Source organism: Salinivibrio sp. IB574, from assembly GCF_001996205.1.
Lineage (GTDB): Bacteria > Pseudomonadota > Gammaproteobacteria > Enterobacterales > Vibrionaceae > Salinivibrio > Salinivibrio proteolyticus.
On sequence record NZ_MUFN01000016.1, the window covers coordinates 1 to 20,208 of the forward strand.

Below are 20,208 nucleotides of genomic sequence, written 5' to 3' on the forward strand. Positions count from 1 at the left end.
GCAAAAAGGCTTGGTTGAATCGCTAGCAAAACGCAACGAACAAATTTCGAAGCTGGAAGCACACAGCAGTGAGCTCAATAAGAAGTTGATTGAGGCACAAAGTGAAATTCGTGCACTGCGCGCCAAGATTGATACCCAAAAAGACGACCTACTAATGCGCTGGTTTACCTACGGCGGCATGGTGGCCGGCGGCGGCTTACTGTTTGGCCTTGTGCTGCCACACCTTATCCCACGCAAAAAACGTCGCCGTGACGGCTGGGCATAATGACTGAAAAAGGCTGCCTCGGCGGCCTTTTTTATTGCACCCGCCACGCCAGTTTTCAGGCACAAAATATCCGTGCTGCATTTCAATATGTATACTTGGGAAAGAAATCGGAGTCAGCATGGTCGCCATGCCGGGCTCCAAGGTTAATCCAAACAAGGAGTCTCGTGTGAAACATTATCTTGTCGGCGGAGCAGTACGTGATGCGCTATTGGGCTTGCCGGTCACAGATAAAGATTGGGTGGTCGTGGGCGCGACCGTCGAGCAAATGCAAGCGGCCKGTTACCAGCAAGTCGGCCAAGACTTCCCAGTGTTTTTACACCCGACCACACACGAAGAGCACGCCCTCGCCCGTACCGAGCGTAAATCAGGCCAAGGCTACACCGGGTTTATTTGCGACTTCTCACCAGATATCTCACTGGAAGCGGACCTTCAGCGCCGCGATCTCACCATTAACGCCATTGCCCAAGACGAAGATGGCAGCTTGATTGACCCGTATGGCGGTCAGCAAGATTTACACAACCGGATTTTGCGCCATGTCTCGCCTGCCTTTAGCGAAGACCCATTACGGGTTCTCAGAGTGGCGCGGTTTGCCGCCCGTTTTGCGCCGCTCGGCTTTACCCTTGCCGACGACACCTTAGCGCTGATGAAAACGATGGTCGCCAAGGGCGAACTCGCCCACCTCACCCCTGAGCGGGTTTGGCGCGAGTGGGAGAAAGCACTTGGCAGTGATTGTCCCGATGTGTTTCTTGCTGTGCTGCGCGATTGCGGTGCCCTAGCGGTAGTGCTTCCTGAAATCGACGCCCTGTACGGCGTGCCGAATCCAGCCAACTGGCACCCTGAAATCGACACCGGCATCCACACGGAAATGGTCAGCCGTTATGCCGCCTCATTGACCGACGACAAAGCCATCCGCTTTGCCGCACAAGTCCATGATCTCGGTAAGRCCCTCACCCCTGCCTCCATCTTGCCCGGCCATCGCGGCCACGGCGATCGCGGCCTGCCGGTTATCAAAGATCTGTGCGAGCGACTACGTATCCCCAACGCTTATCGGGATTTGGCCCTAGTGGTCAGTGCGCACCACTCCAAAATTCATAAGTGCGATCAACTCAGCCCTGAGCATTGGGTAGCGCTGTTTAATCAAATCGATGCGTGGCGCAAGCCCGAGCGGGTCGAGCAACTGGCCTTGGCGTGTTTGGCCGATGTCCGTGGCCGCAAAGGACGTGAAAACTATCACTACCCACAAGCCGACGCCTTACGCGAGCGCTTTGCTTGCGCGCAACAGGTAGAGGTTAAGCCAATTGTCGACGCAGGTTTTAAAGGGGCGGCGATTCGTGATGAGCTACATCGCCAGCGTATTCAAGCGGTAGCCGCGTGTCCGGCGCCCACCTGTCCCGACGCGGTTAGCGCGTCGCGTTAACGGAATTCACGCGCGGCTACCGACAAGGTGGTGAGCGTCGGGGTAAGGTCAATCAACTTACCGGCAATCACGTGCACCACCTCGCCCTGTCGCTCGACAATGCCATGCACTTTCAACACCTTGGCTTGCATAAAAGCACGGGATTGCGCCCGTGCCGTTCCCGCCCAAACCACCACATTGATATTGCCCGTATCGTCTTCCAAGGTGACAAAGGTTACGCCACTGGCCGTACCGGGGGATTGCTTGCCCGTCACCACCCCCGCTACCGCGACCCAGCTTTGCGACGCACACTGTGATAACTCAACACCACGGGTAAAACGCCCCAGCGTGCCGGCTTGCGCCATCAAACGAATGGGATGATCGGTGAGCGACAGCCCCAAGGCCGCGTAATCTTCAATCACGTTCTGCCACTGGGAAGGCGAATGAGGCAACGCCACCTCATCGTCACTGGCGGCGAGTAACGGCAACTGCCGCTGCTGATCCATCAGCGCCCAGCGCGCCTGAAAGCGGTTACCAGCCAGCGCTGCCAATGCGCCACTACTGGCTAGGGCTTGATAGGCATCGCGGTCAAGATGAATCCCTTGCAGTGCCGACAAAGACGTAAATCCCGTCTCTGGACGATGGGCCAGCAATCGGTCTATTGCCGCCATGCTTAATCCTTTGACAAACCGCAACCCCAGCCGCACGCCCCACTGTTCGCCAACCTTTTCTAAGCAATGATCCGCTCCCGAGTGTTGCACACAAACCGGCAACACAGGCACCTGATGGCGCCTGGCGTCTTGCATCAATTGTGACGGTGAGTAAAACCCCATCGGCTGGCTATTAAGCAAGCCGGTGTAAAACGCGGCGGGATAATAATGCTTTAGCCACGCTGATACATAGGCCAAAACCGCAAACGAAGCCGAGTGGCTCTCTGGAAAACCATAATCACCAAACCCACAGATTTGCCGGTAAAGCTGCTCGGCAAAGTCGGCGCGATAGCCTCGCGCAGTCATCCCTGCGATCAATTTGTCGCGAAATGGCGCCAATCCGCCCTTTTTCTTCCAGGCCGCCATCGCGCGGCGCAGCTGATCCGCTTCTCCACCGGAAAAGCCGGCCGCCACCATCGCCAGTTTGATCACCTGCTCTTGAAAAATGGGCACCCCGAGCGTACGCGCCAGCACTTGCTCAACCGCTTTGGACGGGTAGCTCACCGCTTCTTCCCCGTCGCGGCGCTTTAGATATGGATGCACCATGTCACCTTGGATCGGACCGGGGCGGACAATGGCAATTTGGATTACCAAATCATAATAACAAGCCGGTTTGAGCCGCGGCAGCATACTCATTTGTGCTCGCGACTCAATTTGAAACACTCCGACGGTATCGGCGTGCTGAATGCGTGCAAACACCGCCGGATCGTCGCCTTGTTGGGTGATCGCCGCCAAACTCAAGCGAGGGCCACCGGTTTGGGCAATCAAATCAAAGGTACGTCGAATCGCGGTGAGCATGCCCAGTGCCAGTACATCGACTTTCATCAGATGCAGTGTTTCCAGATCGTCTTTATCCCACTGGATCACCGTCCGCTCTGCCATCGCCGCATTTTCCACCGGCACCAACTCATACAAAGGCCCATCTGCAATCACAAAGCCACCCACATGCTGAGAAAGGTGGCGCGGAAAGCCAATCAATGTCTGGGTCAGCGACAGCCATTGTTGGCTTTTCGCGCTTTTAGGATCCAGGCCCAACTGCTGAAGTTGCTGCGTCCAAGGCTGGGTTTTATCGCGCCGATTGAGGTTTTGAATAAAAAAATCAATCTGGCTAGTGGGGATCGCCAACGCTTTGCCCACATCGCGCAATGCACTTTTAAGCCGGTAACGGATCACGGTTGCCGCTAAGGCGGTCCGCTCACGACCATATTTTTGATACAAATACTGGATCACTTCTTCACGGCGCTGGTGCTCAAAGTCGACATCAATATCTGGCGGCTCGTCGCGCTCTTTGCTAATAAAGCGCTCAAACAGCACATCGACTTTGCACGGATCCACCGCGGTGATCCCTAGGCAATAACACACCACCGAGTTCGCCGCCGAGCCGCGCCCTTGGTATAAGATCCCACGCGATTGGGCAAAGCGCACCAGATCGTAAATGGTCAAAAAGTAATACGGATAATCCAGCACCTCGATAAGCGCGAGCTCTTTTTCAATGATGGCTCCCACGTCACGGGGCACCCCATTGGGGAAACGCTGCTGTGCGCCTTGCTTGACCGCCTCACGCAAATACGCCATCGCAGACTCGCCAGTCGGCACCACTTCTTTGGGGTAGCTGTATTTCAGGCTCGCCAAGGAAAACTGACACTGGGCAGCAATATTGGCACTTTCCGCCAGCCACTCGGGGGGAAACAAAGCGTGTAATTTAGGCAACGGGCGTAAGGCGCGCTCTGCATTGGGCAATAGTGTCCGCCCCAACGCCGCCACCGGCTGACGATGTCGAATCGCCGTTAAGGTATGATGTAACGCCAGCCGCTCAGGGTGATGCATCAGCACATCACCACACGCTGTCACACGAAGCTCATACTGGCTTGCCAGCATGCGACAGTGCGCCAGATACGGATGGTCGTTATCCGCTAGATCGCGCCGCACGGCCAGATACAAGCGCTCAGCATGATAACGCAGCAGCCACGTCGCCCAGTGATGATCGCTCTCCGCGCCACTGGGTAGCCATAGCACTATGCCATGACGCACCGACATCAGATCCCACTCGCTCAGCTGGTAGTCACCTTTGTGACTGCGTCGCCGCGCATTGGTGATAATCCGACACAGCTCTTGGTAAGCCGCTTGGGTGGGACACAGTAAAACAACATCTAACGCCTGCAGGCGAAAGCGACTGCCAATGATCAGCGAAAGCTGCGGATAATCACGCTGAGCTTGATACGCACGCACCACCCCTGCGACCGAGCATTCATCGGTGATCGCGAGCGCTTGATAGCCCAATGTTGCCGCTTGCGCCACCAGCTCTTCCGGGTGTGAGGCGCCCTCAAGAAAGGAAAAGTTGCTGCAACATACCAGCTCGGCATACGTACTCATCGCTTCACCGTCTAACTAAACCAACCGTGTAAAAACCAAGTTTGCTCTGGCGTGCGAAACACCCACAGCCATTGTTGCTGGGCATTTTGGGCAATAAAGTAATCGCGCTGGATAGGCGCACCTTCCCACCAGCCCGTGACAATTCGCTCCGGCCCTTCACGTAAGGTGACCTTACCCACCAGTGGTGTGGGTTGCGGCAGCAATAAACTTGGGCGTGGACGCGTGGGTGCCGAGGCTGTCGGTGTCGCACTATGGTGATGGGGGACATGTTGGCTGGCCGTCTCGGGACGGTGATGATCCACATACGCTAACCGCATAACCGCCTCCTCCCCGAGTCGGGCAGCCAGTGTCGCGACCAACTCATCACGATTTTGCTCACCTTGCTGGGCGCTAAAAAGATCGGTTTGTCCGGGCTGGTGACAATCGATTTGCGAAGCCGTCACACTGACCGCAGTCACCGGCTGACTCACTTGCCATGACGCCAGCCGTAAACGCACCAACGCCATCCAGCGCTCGACGTCTTTCTCTCCATGCGCGGCCATTACCGGCAGGGTTTCTTCACATCCATCACGCAAGCTAAAACCCAACGTCAGCGCAGGCGTACAGGCACTACGCTGCTCAAGGAAACGGCACAGTGCCGAGACGAGATTCTCGATAATGGGCAATAAGTGGGCTTGCTCACTAAGCTCAAACAACAAGACCCGCTGCTGAAAAAATTGCAGCGGTGGCTGAAAATAACGCAGTGGCGTCGGCTGGGCGCCACGCACTTCAGCAAGGTAATCCACCACAGTGCGCGGAAAACGTCGCGTCAGCGAAGCGGTGGGCAAGGCGATAAGCTCACCTAACCGAGAGAGGCCCAGACGCGTAAACTGAGTTTTCACCGTCTCCGGTAAAGGGGCAGCAGCTAACGGCAATTGCTGCAACGCTGCCTGCAAATGCTCGGAGTCGGTACTGACCTTGCCCGCGTGGCCATACGCCATAAGCTCGGCGGCACGCGGCGTTTGGCCCACCCCAGCCTGATAACGGATACCACTTTCCACCAGTGTTTGAGTCACCGCCTGCCATAGCGGAGTAAACCCTTGATATAGCGCCAACATCGGTGAAACGTGTAGCCATAAACCTTTAGGGGGATTAAGGCTGATTTCCGCGACCAGCGGATAAAGCTGTGTGGCGAGCTGCTCAAGCGCGGACTGCTCTTTCACCGCGCAATAAGGGTAGACCGCGAGCTGATGACAAATAAGCGCCGCTGCCCCTAATCCCATACCGGTATTCAGACCGTGCGTGCTAGCCACCACAGAGAGCTGCACTAAACGGCCTTCTTGCTCGCTAACCAGCCCCACCGCTTGCACCGATGACGGCGCATAAAGGCTATCTAACAGCAAGCTCGGGCAATGTAGATACAGCCACAATGACATTACGCTTGCTCCCGCTGTTGTCGTGAGGGAAAGGCAAGCAAATTCTCTGCATTGCTCGGCCAGGTCACCAACGCGGGCCATTGCGTGCGCCAATCGAGGGTAAAAGGAGCCGGTGGCCATTGGCCGCGACAATAGCGCACCGTGACCGTTACGCCACATGCGGAAGGCGCCAGTGCCACGCTTAAATCGACCGGCAAGGTCAATGAGTACGTCTGCTGGCGGCGCAACAGCACCACCGCACATTGGCCATGTTCAGCCGCCAGTTTTAGGCGCTTCACTTGTCCCACCGTGAGCGAAGATGGCCATAACACGACTGCCTGACACGCGCCACTGCGCGCCGCTTGCTCGGCGGCCCACAGCGCATCCTGATCGCTTTTGGGAGACACCAACAAGGTGTTGTCGGTTAAATAGCCTTGCTGATGTAGCATCGCTGCGTTGAGTCCAACCGGTGGACGGATCCACGCCACCTGCTGACCGCTAGCGTGATACAACGCGGGTAACACCAGCCGCAACTCACCGACACCATAGTCACTGATGATATCTGTCACACCTGGAGACGGGAGCCCGCCTAGACGCTGATCAAAGGCGCTGTAACCGGTCGCTTGTTTATCGGGTAATTCCGCCATTAACGGCCGCTGACTAGCGCGCCATAGGCCGTGTTGCTGGGCTAATTGGTCGAGTGTTTTCATCATCAAAATACCTGTATATATGTACAGTATATTTAATGATAAAAACGCTGCAAGAAAAGAAGATGAAAAGCGTGTTTTTACCTAACAGAAAACGGTATCAGGCTTCTGCGATAGGTGTGGTCACTGATTGAGAGGAGGCCAGCATCACTTGATTACGGCCACGGTCTTTCGCACGGTACATAAGAAGGTCAGCGGCATGGGTCAAGGTATCTAAATCCAGCGAAGCAATGTCGTCAGTAACATCACTGGATACAATTGCGCCAATGCTGACAGTGACACGAATCTCGGCGCCATCGAACTCAAACACACTGTCTGCCACATCGCAGCGGATATGGTTGGCTATGTCGATCATTTCATCTAATGACGTGGCCGGACACAGCACGCAGAATTCTTCGCCCCCTAAACGCGCCACGGCGCCATGCTTCACGACCCGCTTTAAATAACTGGCAAGGTGCACTAACACTTTATCACCCTGCATATGACCGTATTTGTCATTCACCTGTTTAAAGTGATCGAGGTCGATGAGGATCAGCCCCATTTCTTGCTGACGCTGAAGTTTGGGTTTAAGGCGAGAAAAATAGCCCTCTAGGCCACGTCGATTCAGCAATTGAGTCAGTGGGTCAGTATTGGCAAATTCACGCAAGCGGGCATTGGCTTGGCGCAAGGCAACGGTGCGCTTATACACCATGCGCTTGAGGAAAAAAATGTACGCGACGGCGCTCAATGCCACCATGATCACTATGGTCGGGATTAGCCAATCGGGATACGCCTCAACCCGCTCGGTATTAATCCATTTTTGCTTAATCCGTAGTAGTTCCTCAGACGGAATATGACTGATCCCAACACGTATTTCATCGAGCAATGCTTGGTTGCCTTTCGGCACTGCTGCATAAATTGGACGGGTATAAAGAACTTGCTCCGCGACAAATGCTAGCGGTTTCCCTTGAGTCAGAAAGTAAAAGTTGGCAACCTGACTATCTGCCACAAGGGCTTGGATCTCACCCTCGAGCGCGGCCGCAAATAAATCCTCGTTATTCACAAAGCTACGTTGCTCCACTTGCGGATAGTGCTTGGCTAAGAACGAGGATTCATAACTTTCTGCTACCACACCAACGACTTGATCTGCCGCTAAAGGCTTAGTATCCGCACTGCCCGGTTGGTTTTGCACATACAAAGAGCCATTGATATTAAAAATTGGCGTCGCAAAATCTAAAAAGCGCTCACGTTCAGGCGAACGTAATAAACCGGCATGCACACGGTTACCACCTTCTCGCATATAAGAGAGGGTTTCAGGCCAATCTAACAGAACAAATTGAATGGATTCATGATTGTATTTGGCATAAGCCTGCCAGAAATCGATCAACAGCCCTTTGGGCTGGCCTGAGTCGGATAAATAGCTATAAGGCTTCCACACTGAGGAATGGGTGGCGACTAAAATGTCTTTCTTTTCTGACAGATAGGCGTCATCGGCCCACACCTGCGTACTCGCATAAGTGCAGACTATAAGCAGCATCCCTGTCAAAAACCGTAAAGTACGCGCAAACATTGTTAGGCAGCCCATCGAAAGTGCTCTGATAGTAGATAAATTCTAGGTGAACGCAAAAGACTTAATAAAAAAGCATGATCCAGTTCAAATTGGAAGACAGATCACACTCATTAATGACAAAAGAATCACTAAAAGCTCATAAAACAACCACCTTGTCGCCTGGGGTGATAATCAACAGAAAACGTAATCATCAAAATAAAAGCGTGCTGAAACCGATTACTGTCACCGGCTTGTAATGATCTGGACGGTGAGCTGTGGTAAATTTACGCGCCCAAAGGATGGGAGGTGAATGGTGAATCGATGGCACTGGGTGAAATCGTATTACACCAACAACGCCTTTATTGCCCGTGATCAACACAGATCAACGCAGACAATCTATACTCACGATCGATCAAACAGTGACGTCACCTCAGCGTGAAGGCTGCGGTAACGTCATTGAGAAATGCGAGAATTTTGCTGACTGCACCACGATAACGACCTATTTATGTTGTTTAATTACATTTAAATCAGTCTTTTGCAGTTAGGCCCCAAGTTTATGTTTCAATTTTTGACCGGAGAAATGCGTCGATGAAAAAGACCAAAATCGTTTGTACGATTGGACCTAAAACTGAATCGGAAGAGATGCTGACTAAGCTTGTTGATGCAGGCATGAACGTGATGCGTCTTAACTTCTCACACGGTGACTATGCCGAACACGGTGCGCGTATCACAAATTTGCGCAACGTCATGAAGACAACCGGTAAGCAAGTTGCGATTCTGCTCGATACCAAAGGCCCTGAGATCCGCACCATCAAACTCGAAGGTGGTAACGACGTCGCATTAGAAGCTGGTCAAACGTTCACTTTCACCACAGACACCTCTGTCGTGGGTAACAAAGATCGCGTTGCCGTCACTTACGCCGGCCTACCTCGTGACCTAAAAGCGGGCAATACTGTACTCGTTGATGACGGTCTGCTTGAGATGGAAGTACTAGAAACGACTGAAAAAGAAGTCGTTTGTAAAGTACTGAACAACGGTGAGTTGGGCGAAAACAAAGGCGTTAACCTGCCAGGTGTTTCGGTGAGCCTGCCTGCACTGGCTGAAAAAGATAAATCGGATCTAAAATTTGGTTGCGAGCAAGGCGTTGACTTTGTTGCGGCCTCATTTATTCGTAAGAAAGAAGACGTGGAAGAAATCCGCGAGCTGCTGGCTCAAAACGGCGGCAGCGACATCAAGATCATCTCTAAAATTGAAAACCAAGAAGGTGTCGACAATTTTGACGCTATCTTGGAAGCGTCTGACGGTATCATGGTTGCCCGTGGTGATTTGGGCGTAGAAATCCCAGTGGAAGAAGTGATCTTCGCGCAGAAGATGATGATCGAGAAGTGTAACCGTGCTCGCAAGATGGTTATCACCGCAACACAAATGCTGGACTCAATGATCAAAAATCCACGTCCAACCCGTGCTGAAGCCGGTGATGTGGCGAATGCGATCATGGATGGTACCGATGCCGTCATGCTGTCTGGCGAGTCAGCGAAAGGTAAATACCCGGTTGAAGCGGTGAGCATCATGGCGCAAATCTGTGAGCGTACTGACCGTCAAATGTCACCTGCTCTGGGTTCTCGTCTCGATAGCGATCGCCTGCGTATCACCGAAGCGGTCTGTAAAGGCGCGGTTGATACCTCTCAGAAGTTGGGGGCACCTTTGATTGTTGTTGCCACTGAAGCGGGCAAATCAGCACGCTCAGTACGTAAGTACTTCCCGACGGCAAACATCATCGCGGTTACCACCAATCCGAAAACAGCCGCTCACCTGTGTCTAACCAAAGGTGTGACGCCTGTGATGATCGAAAGCATCGATAGCACCGATGAGTTCTACCGTCGCGGCAAAACCATCGCGCTTGAGTCTGGTTTGGCGCATAAAGGCGACATCGTGGTCATGGTTTCAGGCGCGCTTGTGCCTTCTGGTACCACCAACACCGCCTCTGTGCACGTGCTGTAATTAAGCACCGATAGCAATGCCTACGCCTCGACTCATGTCGGGGCGTTTTTTTATCCATGACACGGTGGCATGATAAAGAGGCTTGCATTTAGTCGCGAACCAATCTCGTCGACCCAGCACAGGGAGTGTTATGAAGTTCACCAAAGCCCAGCACGCTATGGAGCAAATCTGGGCAGCCATATTAACCCGCCAGTTATCACTCACAGCGCGCGCAGAGGGCGATTATCCACTCACTGTCTCTGCTTTGTGTGAGCAACTCAGCCTGTCGACGGCTACAGCACGCGATGGCTTGCATTTATTAGCGGTAGAGGGACGGGTCCTTTATCAGCCTCATCTTGGCTATCGGCTCACACCATTAAGCCAAGCAGACTGGCAGGCACTGATTCAAGCCCTAAAAGGTCTGTTTGGTGCGTTCATCGATAGCTTTCCGAGCAAACTGAATGAACAGACCGCATTACAGGTGTTGGGACTGATTCATTCTATTCAGCACTTACCCGCCAAAGATAGCGCCGATATCACCACCATGACCTATTGGCACCAGACCCTGCACACCCAGCTGCTTTGTGGTATCAATCCCTACTTACAAAAGGCGTTGATGCCAATCATGGCGCAGCACCAGCGCTATCTCACCCATCCTGATGTGAAGATAGATTGGCTGGCACAATGGCAACAGCTATTTCCGATTGTGCGCGGTTTGGTTTCGCCATGTCCGCAAGCGTATACGCAGCGCTATCAGCAGTACTGGCAATCGCTAAACCAGCACCTTGACGATCAGCTTACCGCGCTTACCAGTGGACAATTTCTTTGAAGTGCGTTTTGATCAGTACCGCTAACGGCACCAAATAAATCGCGCTAAGCTTTAATGCCATTACTGCGAGCGTCAGTGTGGTCATGCGCACTAGGCACTTGTTGATGGTTTGTACGACAGGGTGGCTCATCATCATTTCAGTCTAAAGTAGGATGGGTTGTTCAAAAATCAGGCTGTAGTTTACAAATTAATCAATAAATCGCAAGCGCCAATCACGCCTGTTATCATGGCGCGCGAAGAGGCTGAGTCTAAGCCACTGATTTACCGCTACCACAGAGAAAAAAATGACAAAACCATTAACCATTTTGGATATTGCCCGCTTAGCCGGGGTGGGGAAATCGACCGTATCGCGTGTGCTAAACCATGACGCACGCGTTAAAGACAGTACCCGCGCTAAAGTACAAGCGGTGATCGACCAACATGGCTTTTTACCGTCGAAGTCGGCGCGCGCGATGCGTGCGCAACGCAGTGGTGTTGTGGGCGTGATCGTGGCCAAGCTCAGTTCCAACTCAGAGAACACCGCACTGACGGGGCTGCTCAATACCTTGTATGCCAAAGGCTATGACGCAGCCATTATGGAAAGCCAGTTCTCACAACAAAAAGCACAAGCCCATCTCGATGTGCTAAAACGCCGTAACGTCGATGGGATTATCTTTTTTGGTTTTTCTGGCTGTGATCTCAACGCGCTAGCGCCATTCGCCCCCAACTGTGTCGTGCTCGCCGTTGATAGTGAGCAATACGCCAGCGTCAGTTACGACAACCAAGGTGCCGTCACGCAAGTCATGGACCACTTTTATCGTCAAGGATGCCGTCATATTGCCTTCTTGGGGATTGATGAGCGCGATGAAACCACAGGTCTCGCCCGATCTGATGCCTATCAACATTTTTGCCAAACCCACCAGCTTTCACCACAACTCCATCGTTGTGAGATGAGCCTGCATGCCGCCTATGCCGCAACAGATTGCCTGTTAACCCGGCAGACTGACGCCATTGTCTGCGCCTCTGATACCCTCGCCTTAGGGGTCGCAAAACGCCTACAAACCCTAAACCGTGAAGATATCGCCATTGGCGGCATTGGCAACCATGACATGCTACGCTTTATGTTCCCACGCGCAGTCAGTGTGGAACTGGGCTACCATCAAGCAGGGCAACATGCTGCTGGGTTGCTGCTCAAGCAGTTGGATGATGAGGTGACCACTATCACACATTGGACGCAACCCTGTCATCTGGTGACTCCCTAGCCAACACTAAAAATCAAGCAGTTACGAATTTCTGTGTGATGGTTTTCAAAACATGGGAACGATTCCACTGATAATTGGCTTAGTACGATCAATAATCAATGGGAACGTTACCAATGAATACCCTACAGCAATACAGGATTGCTTATGAGCCAGATAAATAAAAATGCCGTTGATCAATTGATCACTCATATAGGCGGCAAAGACAACATCGCCACCGTGAGCCACTGCCTCACCCGTTTACGCTTCGTATTAAATGACCCGGAAAAAGCGGACGTCGCCGCCATTGAAGCGATCCCCATGGTTAAAGGCTGCTTTACCAGCGCCGGCCAATTCCAAGTCGTGATCGGCACTAGCGTGGACCAAGCCTTCGTCCTGTTGCAACAGGCCACCGGCGTCGAGGGTCAATCAAAAGACGAGGCCAAGCAAGCCGCGCGTAAAAACATGAGCCTGCTAGAACGTGCGATTTCACACCTCGCGGAAATTTTTGTTCCCCTTCTCCCCGCGATCATCACCGGTGGTCTGATCCTCGGCTTCCGAAACGTGATCGGTGATATCCGCATGTTCGATGGCAAAACCTTAACCGAGATCAGCGAGTTTTGGGCCACCGCCCACGGCTTTTTATGGCTGCTTGGCGAAGCCATCTTCCACTTCCTGCCTGTCGGCGTGTGTTGGGCGACAGTCAGAAAAATGGGCGGCACACCGATTTTGGGTATCGTGCTCGGTATTACCCTAGTATCGCCTCAGTTGATGAACGCTTACCTTATCGGTAAAGAAATGCCTGAAGTGTGGGACTTTGGCTGGTTCTCAATTGAAAAAGTCGGCTACCAAGCACAGGTGATCCCTGCCATGTTTGCGGGGATGGCATTGGCGTTTATTGAAACCCAGTTAAAACGCATTATTCCGGATTATTTGTATTTGGTGGTGGTGCCATTTGTCGCACTACTGACTTCCGTGATCTTGGCACACACCCTTATCGGCCCCTTTGGTCGCGAGATTGGTAATGGCGTGGCCTTCCTCGCCCGTTCAGCAATGACCGGCGATTACGCCTACATAGGCGCGGCCCTGTTCGGCTTCCTGTATGCACCTTTGGTGATCACCGGTGTTCACCACACCACTAACGCGGTGGATTTGCAGCTGATGCAAGAGATGGGCGGCACCCCCATTTGGCCACTGATTGCTCTGTCTAACATTGCACAAGCCTCGGCGGTTGTCGGGATCATTTGGATGAGCAAAAAAGAAAACGAACGTGAAATCTCTGTGCCCGCGGCGATTTCCGCCTATCTTGGCGTGACAGAGCCGGCTATGTACGGGATTAACCTACGTTACAAATTCCCTATGCTGTGCGCGATGGTTGGCTCGGCGCTGGCCGCCATTGTGTGTGGTCTTTCCGGTGTGATGGCCAACGGCATTGGTGTAGGTGGCTTGCCGGGTATTTTATCTATTCAGCCACAGTTCTGGGGTGTTTACGCGGTCGCGATGCTAATTGCCATTATTGTGCCTATTGCACTCACCGCCTTTATGTATCGCCGTCAAGCCAGCAAAGGCAAACTGGCGGTCGTCTAACTCCCATTCAGTCTGCGGGGAGCACGCTCCCCGCTTTATTAGCGTTAAGAGAGACATTATGCACGCACATCCCTGGTGGAAAACGGCCACCATTTATCAGATTTACCCCAAGAGCTTCCGTGATACCACACAAACAGGGACAGGTGATCTGCCGGGCATTATCGAAAAGCTGGACTACTTTTCGGCCTTGGGCATCGACGCGTTATGGCTAACCCCCATTTATGTATCGCCACAAGTCGATAATGGCTACGACATTGCCGACTATTATGCGATTGACCCTAGCCTAGGCACCATGGACGACTTCGACACCCTGCTCGCCGAGGCGCACAAGCGCGATATCCGCATCATCATGGATATTGTGATTAACCACACCTCAACCGAGCACCCTTGGTTTCAATCAGCGCTTGCCAGCAAAGATAGCCCCTATCGCGATTACTACATCTGGAAAGATCCGGTTAACGGCGGCGTTCCAAACAACTGGCAATCAAAATTTGGCGGTAGCGCGTGGCAATGGCATGAACCGACCGGCCAGTATTACCTCCACTTATTTGCCACCGAACAGGCCGACCTTAACTGGGAAAACCCAGCGGTGCGGGCAGCCGTCAAAGACGTAATGGCTTTTTGGGCCGACAAAGGCGTGGATGGTTTTCGACTCGATGTGATCAATTTGATCTCCAAAGATCAGTCGTTCCCTGATGATCATCAAGGCGATGGTCGCCGTTTTTATACCGATGGCCCGCGCGTTCACGAATACTTACAAGAGATCAGTCGCGACATTTTCCAACGTTACGGCAGCGTCACCGTGGGCGAGATGTCTTCGACCACCTTGGAGCATTGTCAGCAATACTCCGCGCCGGATGGCAAAGAGCTCTCCATGGTGTTTAACTTCCACCACCTAAAAGTCGATTATCCGGGCGGCGAGAAGTGGCGACTGGCACCGTTTGACTTCTTAGCCCTAAAACAGCTTTTCCGTACTTGGCAGCACGGCCTACATAATCAAGGTTGGGGAGCACTGTTTTGGTGTAACCACGACCAACCGCGTGTAGTCAGCCGCTTTGGTGATGATCGCCATCATCGCGTTGCCTCCGCCAAGATGCTCGCCACCGCGATTCATATGCAGCAAGGCACGCCTTATGTGTATCAAGGGGAAGAAATTGGTATGACCAACCCGGGCTATCAGCGTATTGATGATTATCAAGACGTCGAAAGCCGAAACATGTACCGCCTGCTTTGCGAACAAGGCATGCCTGAAGGGGAAGTGTTGGCCATTCTGGCGGCACGCTCACGCGACAACTCGCGCACCCCCATGCAGTGGGACAGCTCAGCAAACGCCGGTTTTACCAAAGGCACACCGTGGCTCAAGCCTGCGCCTAACTATGTTGACGTCAATGTCGACACCGCACTGGCGGATAAAAACTCGGTGTTCTATCACTACAAGCAGCTAATTTCCCTACGGAAAACCTTACCTGTGATCCGTGAAGGAGATTATCAGGACTTGCTGCCTGACCACCCACAGCTGCTCGCGTATCGTCGCGACAATGGCGACAGCCAACTGGTGGTAGTGTGTAACTTTTATGGCGAACCGGTCACAGCGACCTTGCCTGTCGCCCCTGCCCCGAACGCAGACTTGGTGAGCCATAATTACCCAGAAGCCAAGCCCTTGATGCCAGAAATGCAATTGGCACCCTATGAAGCCTTGGTGTACTTGATTAACCCCGCTTAATCCACAAAAAATGGCACGCCTTGGCGTGCCATTTTCCTTATCACGACCAGTTGCTTGGGTTACTGGCGCAGCGCTCGCTCGCCGCGTGCAATACCCACCACACCACTGCGTGCCACTTCAATGATCTCGGTAATTTCACCCACCGCGCGAATAAAGGCATCCAACTTGTCACTGTCGCCCGTCAACTGCACGGTATATTGCGAAGCCGTCACATCGACAATTTGCCCCCGAAAAATATCGGCGGTGCGTTTTACCTCCGCGCGGGCGTAGCCACTCGCTTTCACTTTCACCAACGCCAGTTCACGTTCAATGTGATCGCTCTCGGTGACATTACTCACTTTCAGTACATCAATCAGCTTGTGTAAATGCTTTTCGATTTGCTCGCGGTCCGCGTCGCTGACCACTGATGTGGTGATATTTAAGCGCGACAAGGTCGCATCATCGGTGGGTGACACCGTCAGTGATTCAATGTTGTAGCCACGCTGAGAGAACAGACCCACCACGCGCGACAAGGCACCCGGCTCGTTTTCCATCAAAACCGATACAATACTGCGCATTAGGTTCTCTCCGTTTTGCTCAACCACATTTCATTCATCGCCCCACCGCGTACCTGCATCGGATACACGTGCTCGGTTTCATCGACATGAATATCGACAAACACCAAGCGATCTTTCATTGCCAGCGCCTTTTCTAGGCCGGCTTCTAACTCAGACGGATGGCTAATGCGCATCCCCACATGGCCATAGGCTTCGGCAATCGCGGCAAAGTCCGGCACCGAGTCCATATACGAGTGCGAATGGCGGCCTTGATAAATCATGTCCTGCCATTGTTTGACCATCCCGAGGAAACGGTTGTTGAGGTTAACGATCACCACCGGGATATCATATTGCAGTGCAGTGGACAGCTCCTGAATATTCATTTGAATACTGCCATCACCGGTAACACACACCACCTGCGCATCCGGCAGCGCGAACTTCACTCCCATGGCGGCGGGTAGCCCAAAGCCCATGGTGCCCAAGCCGCCCGAGTTTATCCAACGACGTGGTTTATCAAACGGATAATAGAGTGCGGCAAACATTTGGTGCTGACCCACGTCGGAGCTTACATAGGCCTCGCCATCGGTAAGGCGATACAAGGTTTCAATCACTTGCTGCGGTTTGATGCGCTCCGGATCCACGTCATACTTCAAACACTGACGCTCGCGCCAAGTTTGAATATTGTGCCACCAAGTACTGATCGCATCACTGTCGTTACTGCCACCTTGCTCCACCAGCAATTTCAGCATGCTATTTAGTACCGCGTCCGCCGAGCCGACGATAGGAATGTCTGCCGCCACGGTTTTAGAAATGCTCGATGGGTCGACATCAATGTGCATGATGGTGGCATCGGGACAGTATTTTTCTAAGTTATTGGTGGTGCGATCGTCAAATCGGACACCAATACCAAAGATCAGATCGGCTTGGTGCATCGCCATGTTCGCTTCGTAGGTGCCATGCATGCCCAGCATACCCAGCGAGTGTTGATGGGTGCCGGGAAACGCGCCTAGCCCCATCAAGGTGCTGACAACAGGGATATTAAGGCTTTCTGATAGTTGGCGGATTTGTTCGCCGCAATCGGCCATGATTGAGCCACCACCGACATACAATACTGGTTTTTTCGCCGCCAGTAGTGCTTTTAAGCCACGCTTTATCTGCCCTTTATGTCCCGAGGTGGTCGGATTATAAGAGCGCATGCGTACACTGTCTGGATACTGATAAGGATGCTTTTGTGCCGGATTCAGCATGTCTTTAGGAATATCCACCACCACAGGGCCGGGACGTCCCGTTGAGGCAAGATAAAAGGCTTTTTTAACAATGTTAGGAATGTCTTCAGCGCGCTGGACTAAAAAGCTGTGTTTGACCACCGGGCGGGAGATCCCCACCATATCGCATTCTTGGAAGGCATCATTGCCAATCAGGCCGCTCATTACTTGGCCAGAAAAAACCACCATGGGGATCGAGTCCATGTACGCGGTGGCTATGCCAGTAATCGCATTGGTTGCCCCTGGGCCTGACGTCACCAGCACCACGCCCACTTCCCCCGTGGCACGCGCATAACCATCGGCCATGTGGACCGCGGCTTGTTCGTGGCGTACCAACACATGGTCGATATCACTCTTTTCGTGCAATGCGTCGTATATATCCAGTACTGATCCGCCTGGATAACCAAAAATATGTTTTACGCCTTGATCGATCATGGAACGCACGATCATCTCGGCACCGGATAACATTTCCACTCTACGCCTCCCTGTTTGCATAGTTAGGACTTACTTTTAGCCTAATCCTGCCCCTTACTCTTAGATGTACTGGTGGTCACTCACCACGCGGACATCGAAACCAAATACTGGCGGTAAGGCGGCGTTAGATTGTCACTTGGCCTGCTTCGGATGAAGCTGCAATCAATGTAACGTTTTATTTGCAAAACTGTCTATTAGCTAATCAGTATTTACATTTTTAATCTAAATGTTGAGTGAATGTTGCTGGATAACACTGATTGGGAGGTGGAAAATCGGAAAGATCCACTACAAGAAAACAAGTTTGCCAGATTTACTATACAAGCCGAGGAGAAAAACGGCGTGAAAATAGCCGTTAGAGGAGACATTTCTCATCGATGAGAAACGTCCCCTTTACACATCATTGACGCTGGTACATTGCCTCAATGTGGTGCTGATAACGTGAAAGGATCACTTTACGGCGCAGCTTCATGGTCGGCGTGAGCTCGCCACTGTGCATGCAAAAGCCCTGCGGCAATAAAGTGAAGCGTTTGACTTGCTCAAATTTGGCCAACTCGTGTTGCAAGCTCTGCAAGCGCTTTTCAAACAAGGCCACCACATCGGCGTGTTTCAGCAGCTCTTTGCGATTTTGATATTTGATATTGGCCGCCCGCGCCCACTCTTCCAAGGCATCAAAGCAAGGCACAATTAAGGCCGATACAAAATGACGCGCCTCTGCCACTACCGCAATCTGATCAATAAAATGATCGCGCACCAAAGCGCCTTCTACCCGCTGTGGCGCGATGTATTTGCCGCCAGAGGTTTTCATCAGCTCTTTGATTCGGTCGGTGATAAAGACGTTACCCTTGGCATCAATATATCCCGCATCGCCGGTTTTCAAAAAACCATCCTCGGTAAAGGTGGCAGCAGTCGCGTCGGGCTGATTAAAGTAACCCCGCATCACCATTGGCCCGCGAACTTGAATTTCATCATCCGCACCAATTCGTACCTCCGCCCCTGGCATCGGATAACCAATCGAGTGAGGGTCAAAGCGCGTATCGTCCCAACAAGAAACCGTGGCGGTGGTTTCGGTCATGCCATAACCGAGCTTGACGTTAATGCCTATGGCGTGGAAAAACGCGCCGATGTCAGGGTCAAGACGCGCTCCGCCGCATGGCATCAAGCGCATTTTGCCACCCAATAGCGCACGCAGCTTACTCAGTACCAGCTTGTCGGCCAACGCTAATTGCCATTGCTGACGTCGCGACGGTGATTGACCAGCGCGTAACTGACTGGCATGACGCTCGCCTTGGCGCAGCGCCCAACGGAATAAATGCGGTTTAACACCGGTGGCCCGACTGAGTTTGTCGTGAATAGCACCATGAATTTTTTCATAAAAACGCGGTACCGCACACATCACCGTCGGTTTAATCTCCGCCAATGCATCACGCACCTGAAACGGGTTTGAGAGATAACAGTTCACCGCCCCGCGGTGCAAGACGTAATAGCTCCAGGCGCGCTCGAACACATGAGAAAGCGGCAAAAAGGCCAAGGACACATCATCGGGGCTTAATGCTAAGACTTGGTCATGTACCTCCAGCTGCGCCGCAACATTGGCATAATCCAGCATCACCCCTTTCGGATCGCCCGTGGTGCCGGAGGTATAAATCAAGGTGATCAAATCATCCATGCATCGCGCATCAATGCGCGCGTCTAGTTCGGCTTGATAGCTGCGATCGTCTTGCAATAACCAACTGGCCCAGTCCCACACCTTGGGATGTGCAGGTACCTGTGCCTCTTGGTTGAGGGCGATTACCCCTTTGACATTGGGGCAGTGTTCAAGGGCTGCAACCGCGCTCTCCAGTTGCTCGTCACCGGCGAAGATCCATTGCACGTCCGCATCATTGATAATGTGTGCCGCTTGCTGATCAGTACTGGTTGCGTAAATCGGCACCGGCACGGCACGAATTTGCAACGCGGCATAGTCCAACATCGCCCATTTTTCACTGTTCGGCGCAAAGATAGCGACGGTTTGCTGAACCTGACAACCAGCTTTGAGTAAACAGCGTGATAGCTGATCAATGCGCTCGCCCAGTTGGCGCCAGCTGATACTCGCCCACTGTGACTGTTGCTGAAAACGGATAGCTTCGCGTTCACCTTGGGCAGTAATTTGCTCGCGGATGCGCGTGACGATATGGTTTTGGGTGTTCACTGTGTCTCTCTTGTTTCGCCGTTTGGCGAACACATG

15 protein-coding genes are annotated in these 20,208 nt (G+C 52.7%); 7 read left to right on the forward strand and 8 right to left on the reverse strand.

Annotation, left to right across the window (positions count from 1 at the left end; translation table 11 throughout):
* Positions 1–265: TIGR04211 family SH3 domain-containing protein (locus tag BZJ17_RS09540; protein ID WP_108743803.1), on the forward strand; the 265-nt coding region annotated here is incomplete at its 5' end.
* 166 nt (positions 266–431) lie between these two features.
* Positions 432–1,682 carry a multifunctional CCA addition/repair protein gene (locus tag BZJ17_RS09545; RefSeq protein ID WP_077640552.1) on the forward strand — a complete coding sequence of 417 codons (1,251 nt, stop codon included), beginning with the start codon at positions 432–434 and terminating at the stop codon, positions 1,680–1,682.
* On the opposite strand, the gene BZJ17_RS09550 is transcribed toward BZJ17_RS09545, so the two are convergent.
* From BZJ17_RS09550 to BZJ17_RS09565, 4 genes are all read right to left on the reverse strand, one after another.
* On the reverse strand, positions 1,679–4,744 hold the full coding sequence (locus BZJ17_RS09550) for an error-prone DNA polymerase (protein WP_077640553.1): 3,066 nt from the start codon (positions 4,742–4,744) through the stop codon (positions 1,679–1,681). The two genes, BZJ17_RS09545 and BZJ17_RS09550, sit on opposite strands and share 4 nt — an antisense overlap.
* Before the next feature lie 11 nt (positions 4,745–4,755).
* A complete protein-coding gene (locus tag BZJ17_RS09555) occupies positions 4,756–6,159 on the reverse strand; it encodes a DNA polymerase Y family protein (RefSeq protein ID WP_077640554.1) in 1,404 nt (467 codons plus the stop codon).
* Positions 6,159–6,851, reverse strand: a complete 693-nt coding sequence (gene imuA / locus BZJ17_RS09560) for a translesion DNA synthesis-associated protein ImuA (RefSeq protein ID WP_077640555.1) — start codon at positions 6,849–6,851, stop codon at positions 6,159–6,161. Before imuA ends, BZJ17_RS09555 begins: the two co-directional genes overlap by 1 nt.
* Positions 6,852–6,945: 94 nt before the next feature.
* A complete protein-coding gene (locus BZJ17_RS09565) occupies positions 6,946–8,325 on the reverse strand; it encodes a sensor domain-containing diguanylate cyclase (RefSeq protein ID WP_198534139.1) in 1,380 nt (459 codons plus the stop codon).
* 636 nt (positions 8,326–8,961) lie between these two features.
* Between BZJ17_RS09565 and pykF the strand changes: the two genes are divergently transcribed.
* Together pykF and BZJ17_RS09575 are read left to right on the forward strand one after the other, a co-directional pair.
* A complete protein-coding gene (gene pykF, locus BZJ17_RS09570) occupies positions 8,962–10,374 on the forward strand; it encodes a pyruvate kinase PykF (protein ID WP_069591007.1) in 1,413 nt (470 codons plus the stop codon).
* A 130-nt stretch (positions 10,375–10,504) separates the two neighbouring features.
* Entirely contained in the window at positions 10,505–11,182 is a 678-nt protein-coding gene (locus BZJ17_RS09575) for a hypothetical protein (protein ID WP_077640557.1), read from the forward strand.
* Here BZJ17_RS09575 and BZJ17_RS17205 read toward each other — a convergent pair.
* Complete coding sequence (locus tag BZJ17_RS17205) at positions 11,160–11,312, reverse strand: hypothetical protein (protein ID WP_167370403.1); 153 nt, start codon at positions 11,310–11,312, stop codon at positions 11,160–11,162. The two genes, BZJ17_RS09575 and BZJ17_RS17205, sit on opposite strands and share 23 nt — an antisense overlap.
* A 154-nt stretch (positions 11,313–11,466) precedes the next feature.
* Here BZJ17_RS17205 and treR point away from each other — a divergent pair, with 154 nt between their 5' ends.
* The 3 genes from treR to treC all read left to right on the forward strand — a co-directional run bounded on the left by treR (position 11,467) and on the right by treC (position 15,709).
* On the forward strand, positions 11,467–12,423 hold the full coding sequence (gene treR, locus BZJ17_RS09580; protein WP_077640558.1) for a trehalose operon repressor TreR: 957 nt from the start codon (positions 11,467–11,469) through the stop codon (positions 12,421–12,423).
* 144 nt (positions 12,424–12,567) lie between these two features.
* Positions 12,568–13,986, forward strand: coding sequence for a PTS trehalose transporter subunit IIBC (treB, locus tag BZJ17_RS09585; protein WP_069591000.1), 1,419 nt, complete (start codon positions 12,568–12,570; stop codon positions 13,984–13,986).
* A gap of 58 nt (positions 13,987–14,044) precedes the next feature.
* A complete protein-coding gene (gene treC, locus BZJ17_RS09590) occupies positions 14,045–15,709 on the forward strand; it encodes an alpha,alpha-phosphotrehalase (RefSeq protein ID WP_069590998.1) in 1,665 nt (554 codons plus the stop codon).
* Between the two features lie 59 nt (positions 15,710–15,768).
* On the opposite strand, the gene ilvN is transcribed toward treC, so the two are convergent.
* The 3 genes from ilvN to BZJ17_RS09605 all read right to left on the reverse strand — a co-directional run bounded on the left by ilvN (position 15,769) and on the right by BZJ17_RS09605 (position 20,172).
* Positions 15,769–16,266: an acetolactate synthase small subunit gene (gene ilvN / locus BZJ17_RS09595; RefSeq protein ID WP_077479504.1), complete on the reverse strand. Its 498-nt coding sequence runs from the start codon at positions 16,264–16,266 to the stop codon at positions 15,769–15,771.
* Positions 16,266–17,984, reverse strand: coding sequence for an acetolactate synthase 3 large subunit (locus BZJ17_RS09600; RefSeq protein ID WP_069590994.1), 1,719 nt, complete (start codon positions 17,982–17,984; stop codon positions 16,266–16,268). Before BZJ17_RS09600 ends, ilvN begins: the two co-directional genes overlap by 1 nt.
* 397 nt (positions 17,985–18,381) lie before the next feature.
* A complete protein-coding gene (locus BZJ17_RS09605) occupies positions 18,382–20,172 on the reverse strand; it encodes a long-chain fatty acid--CoA ligase (protein WP_077640559.1) in 1,791 nt (596 codons plus the stop codon).
* Positions 20,173–20,208: the final 36 nt, after the last annotated feature.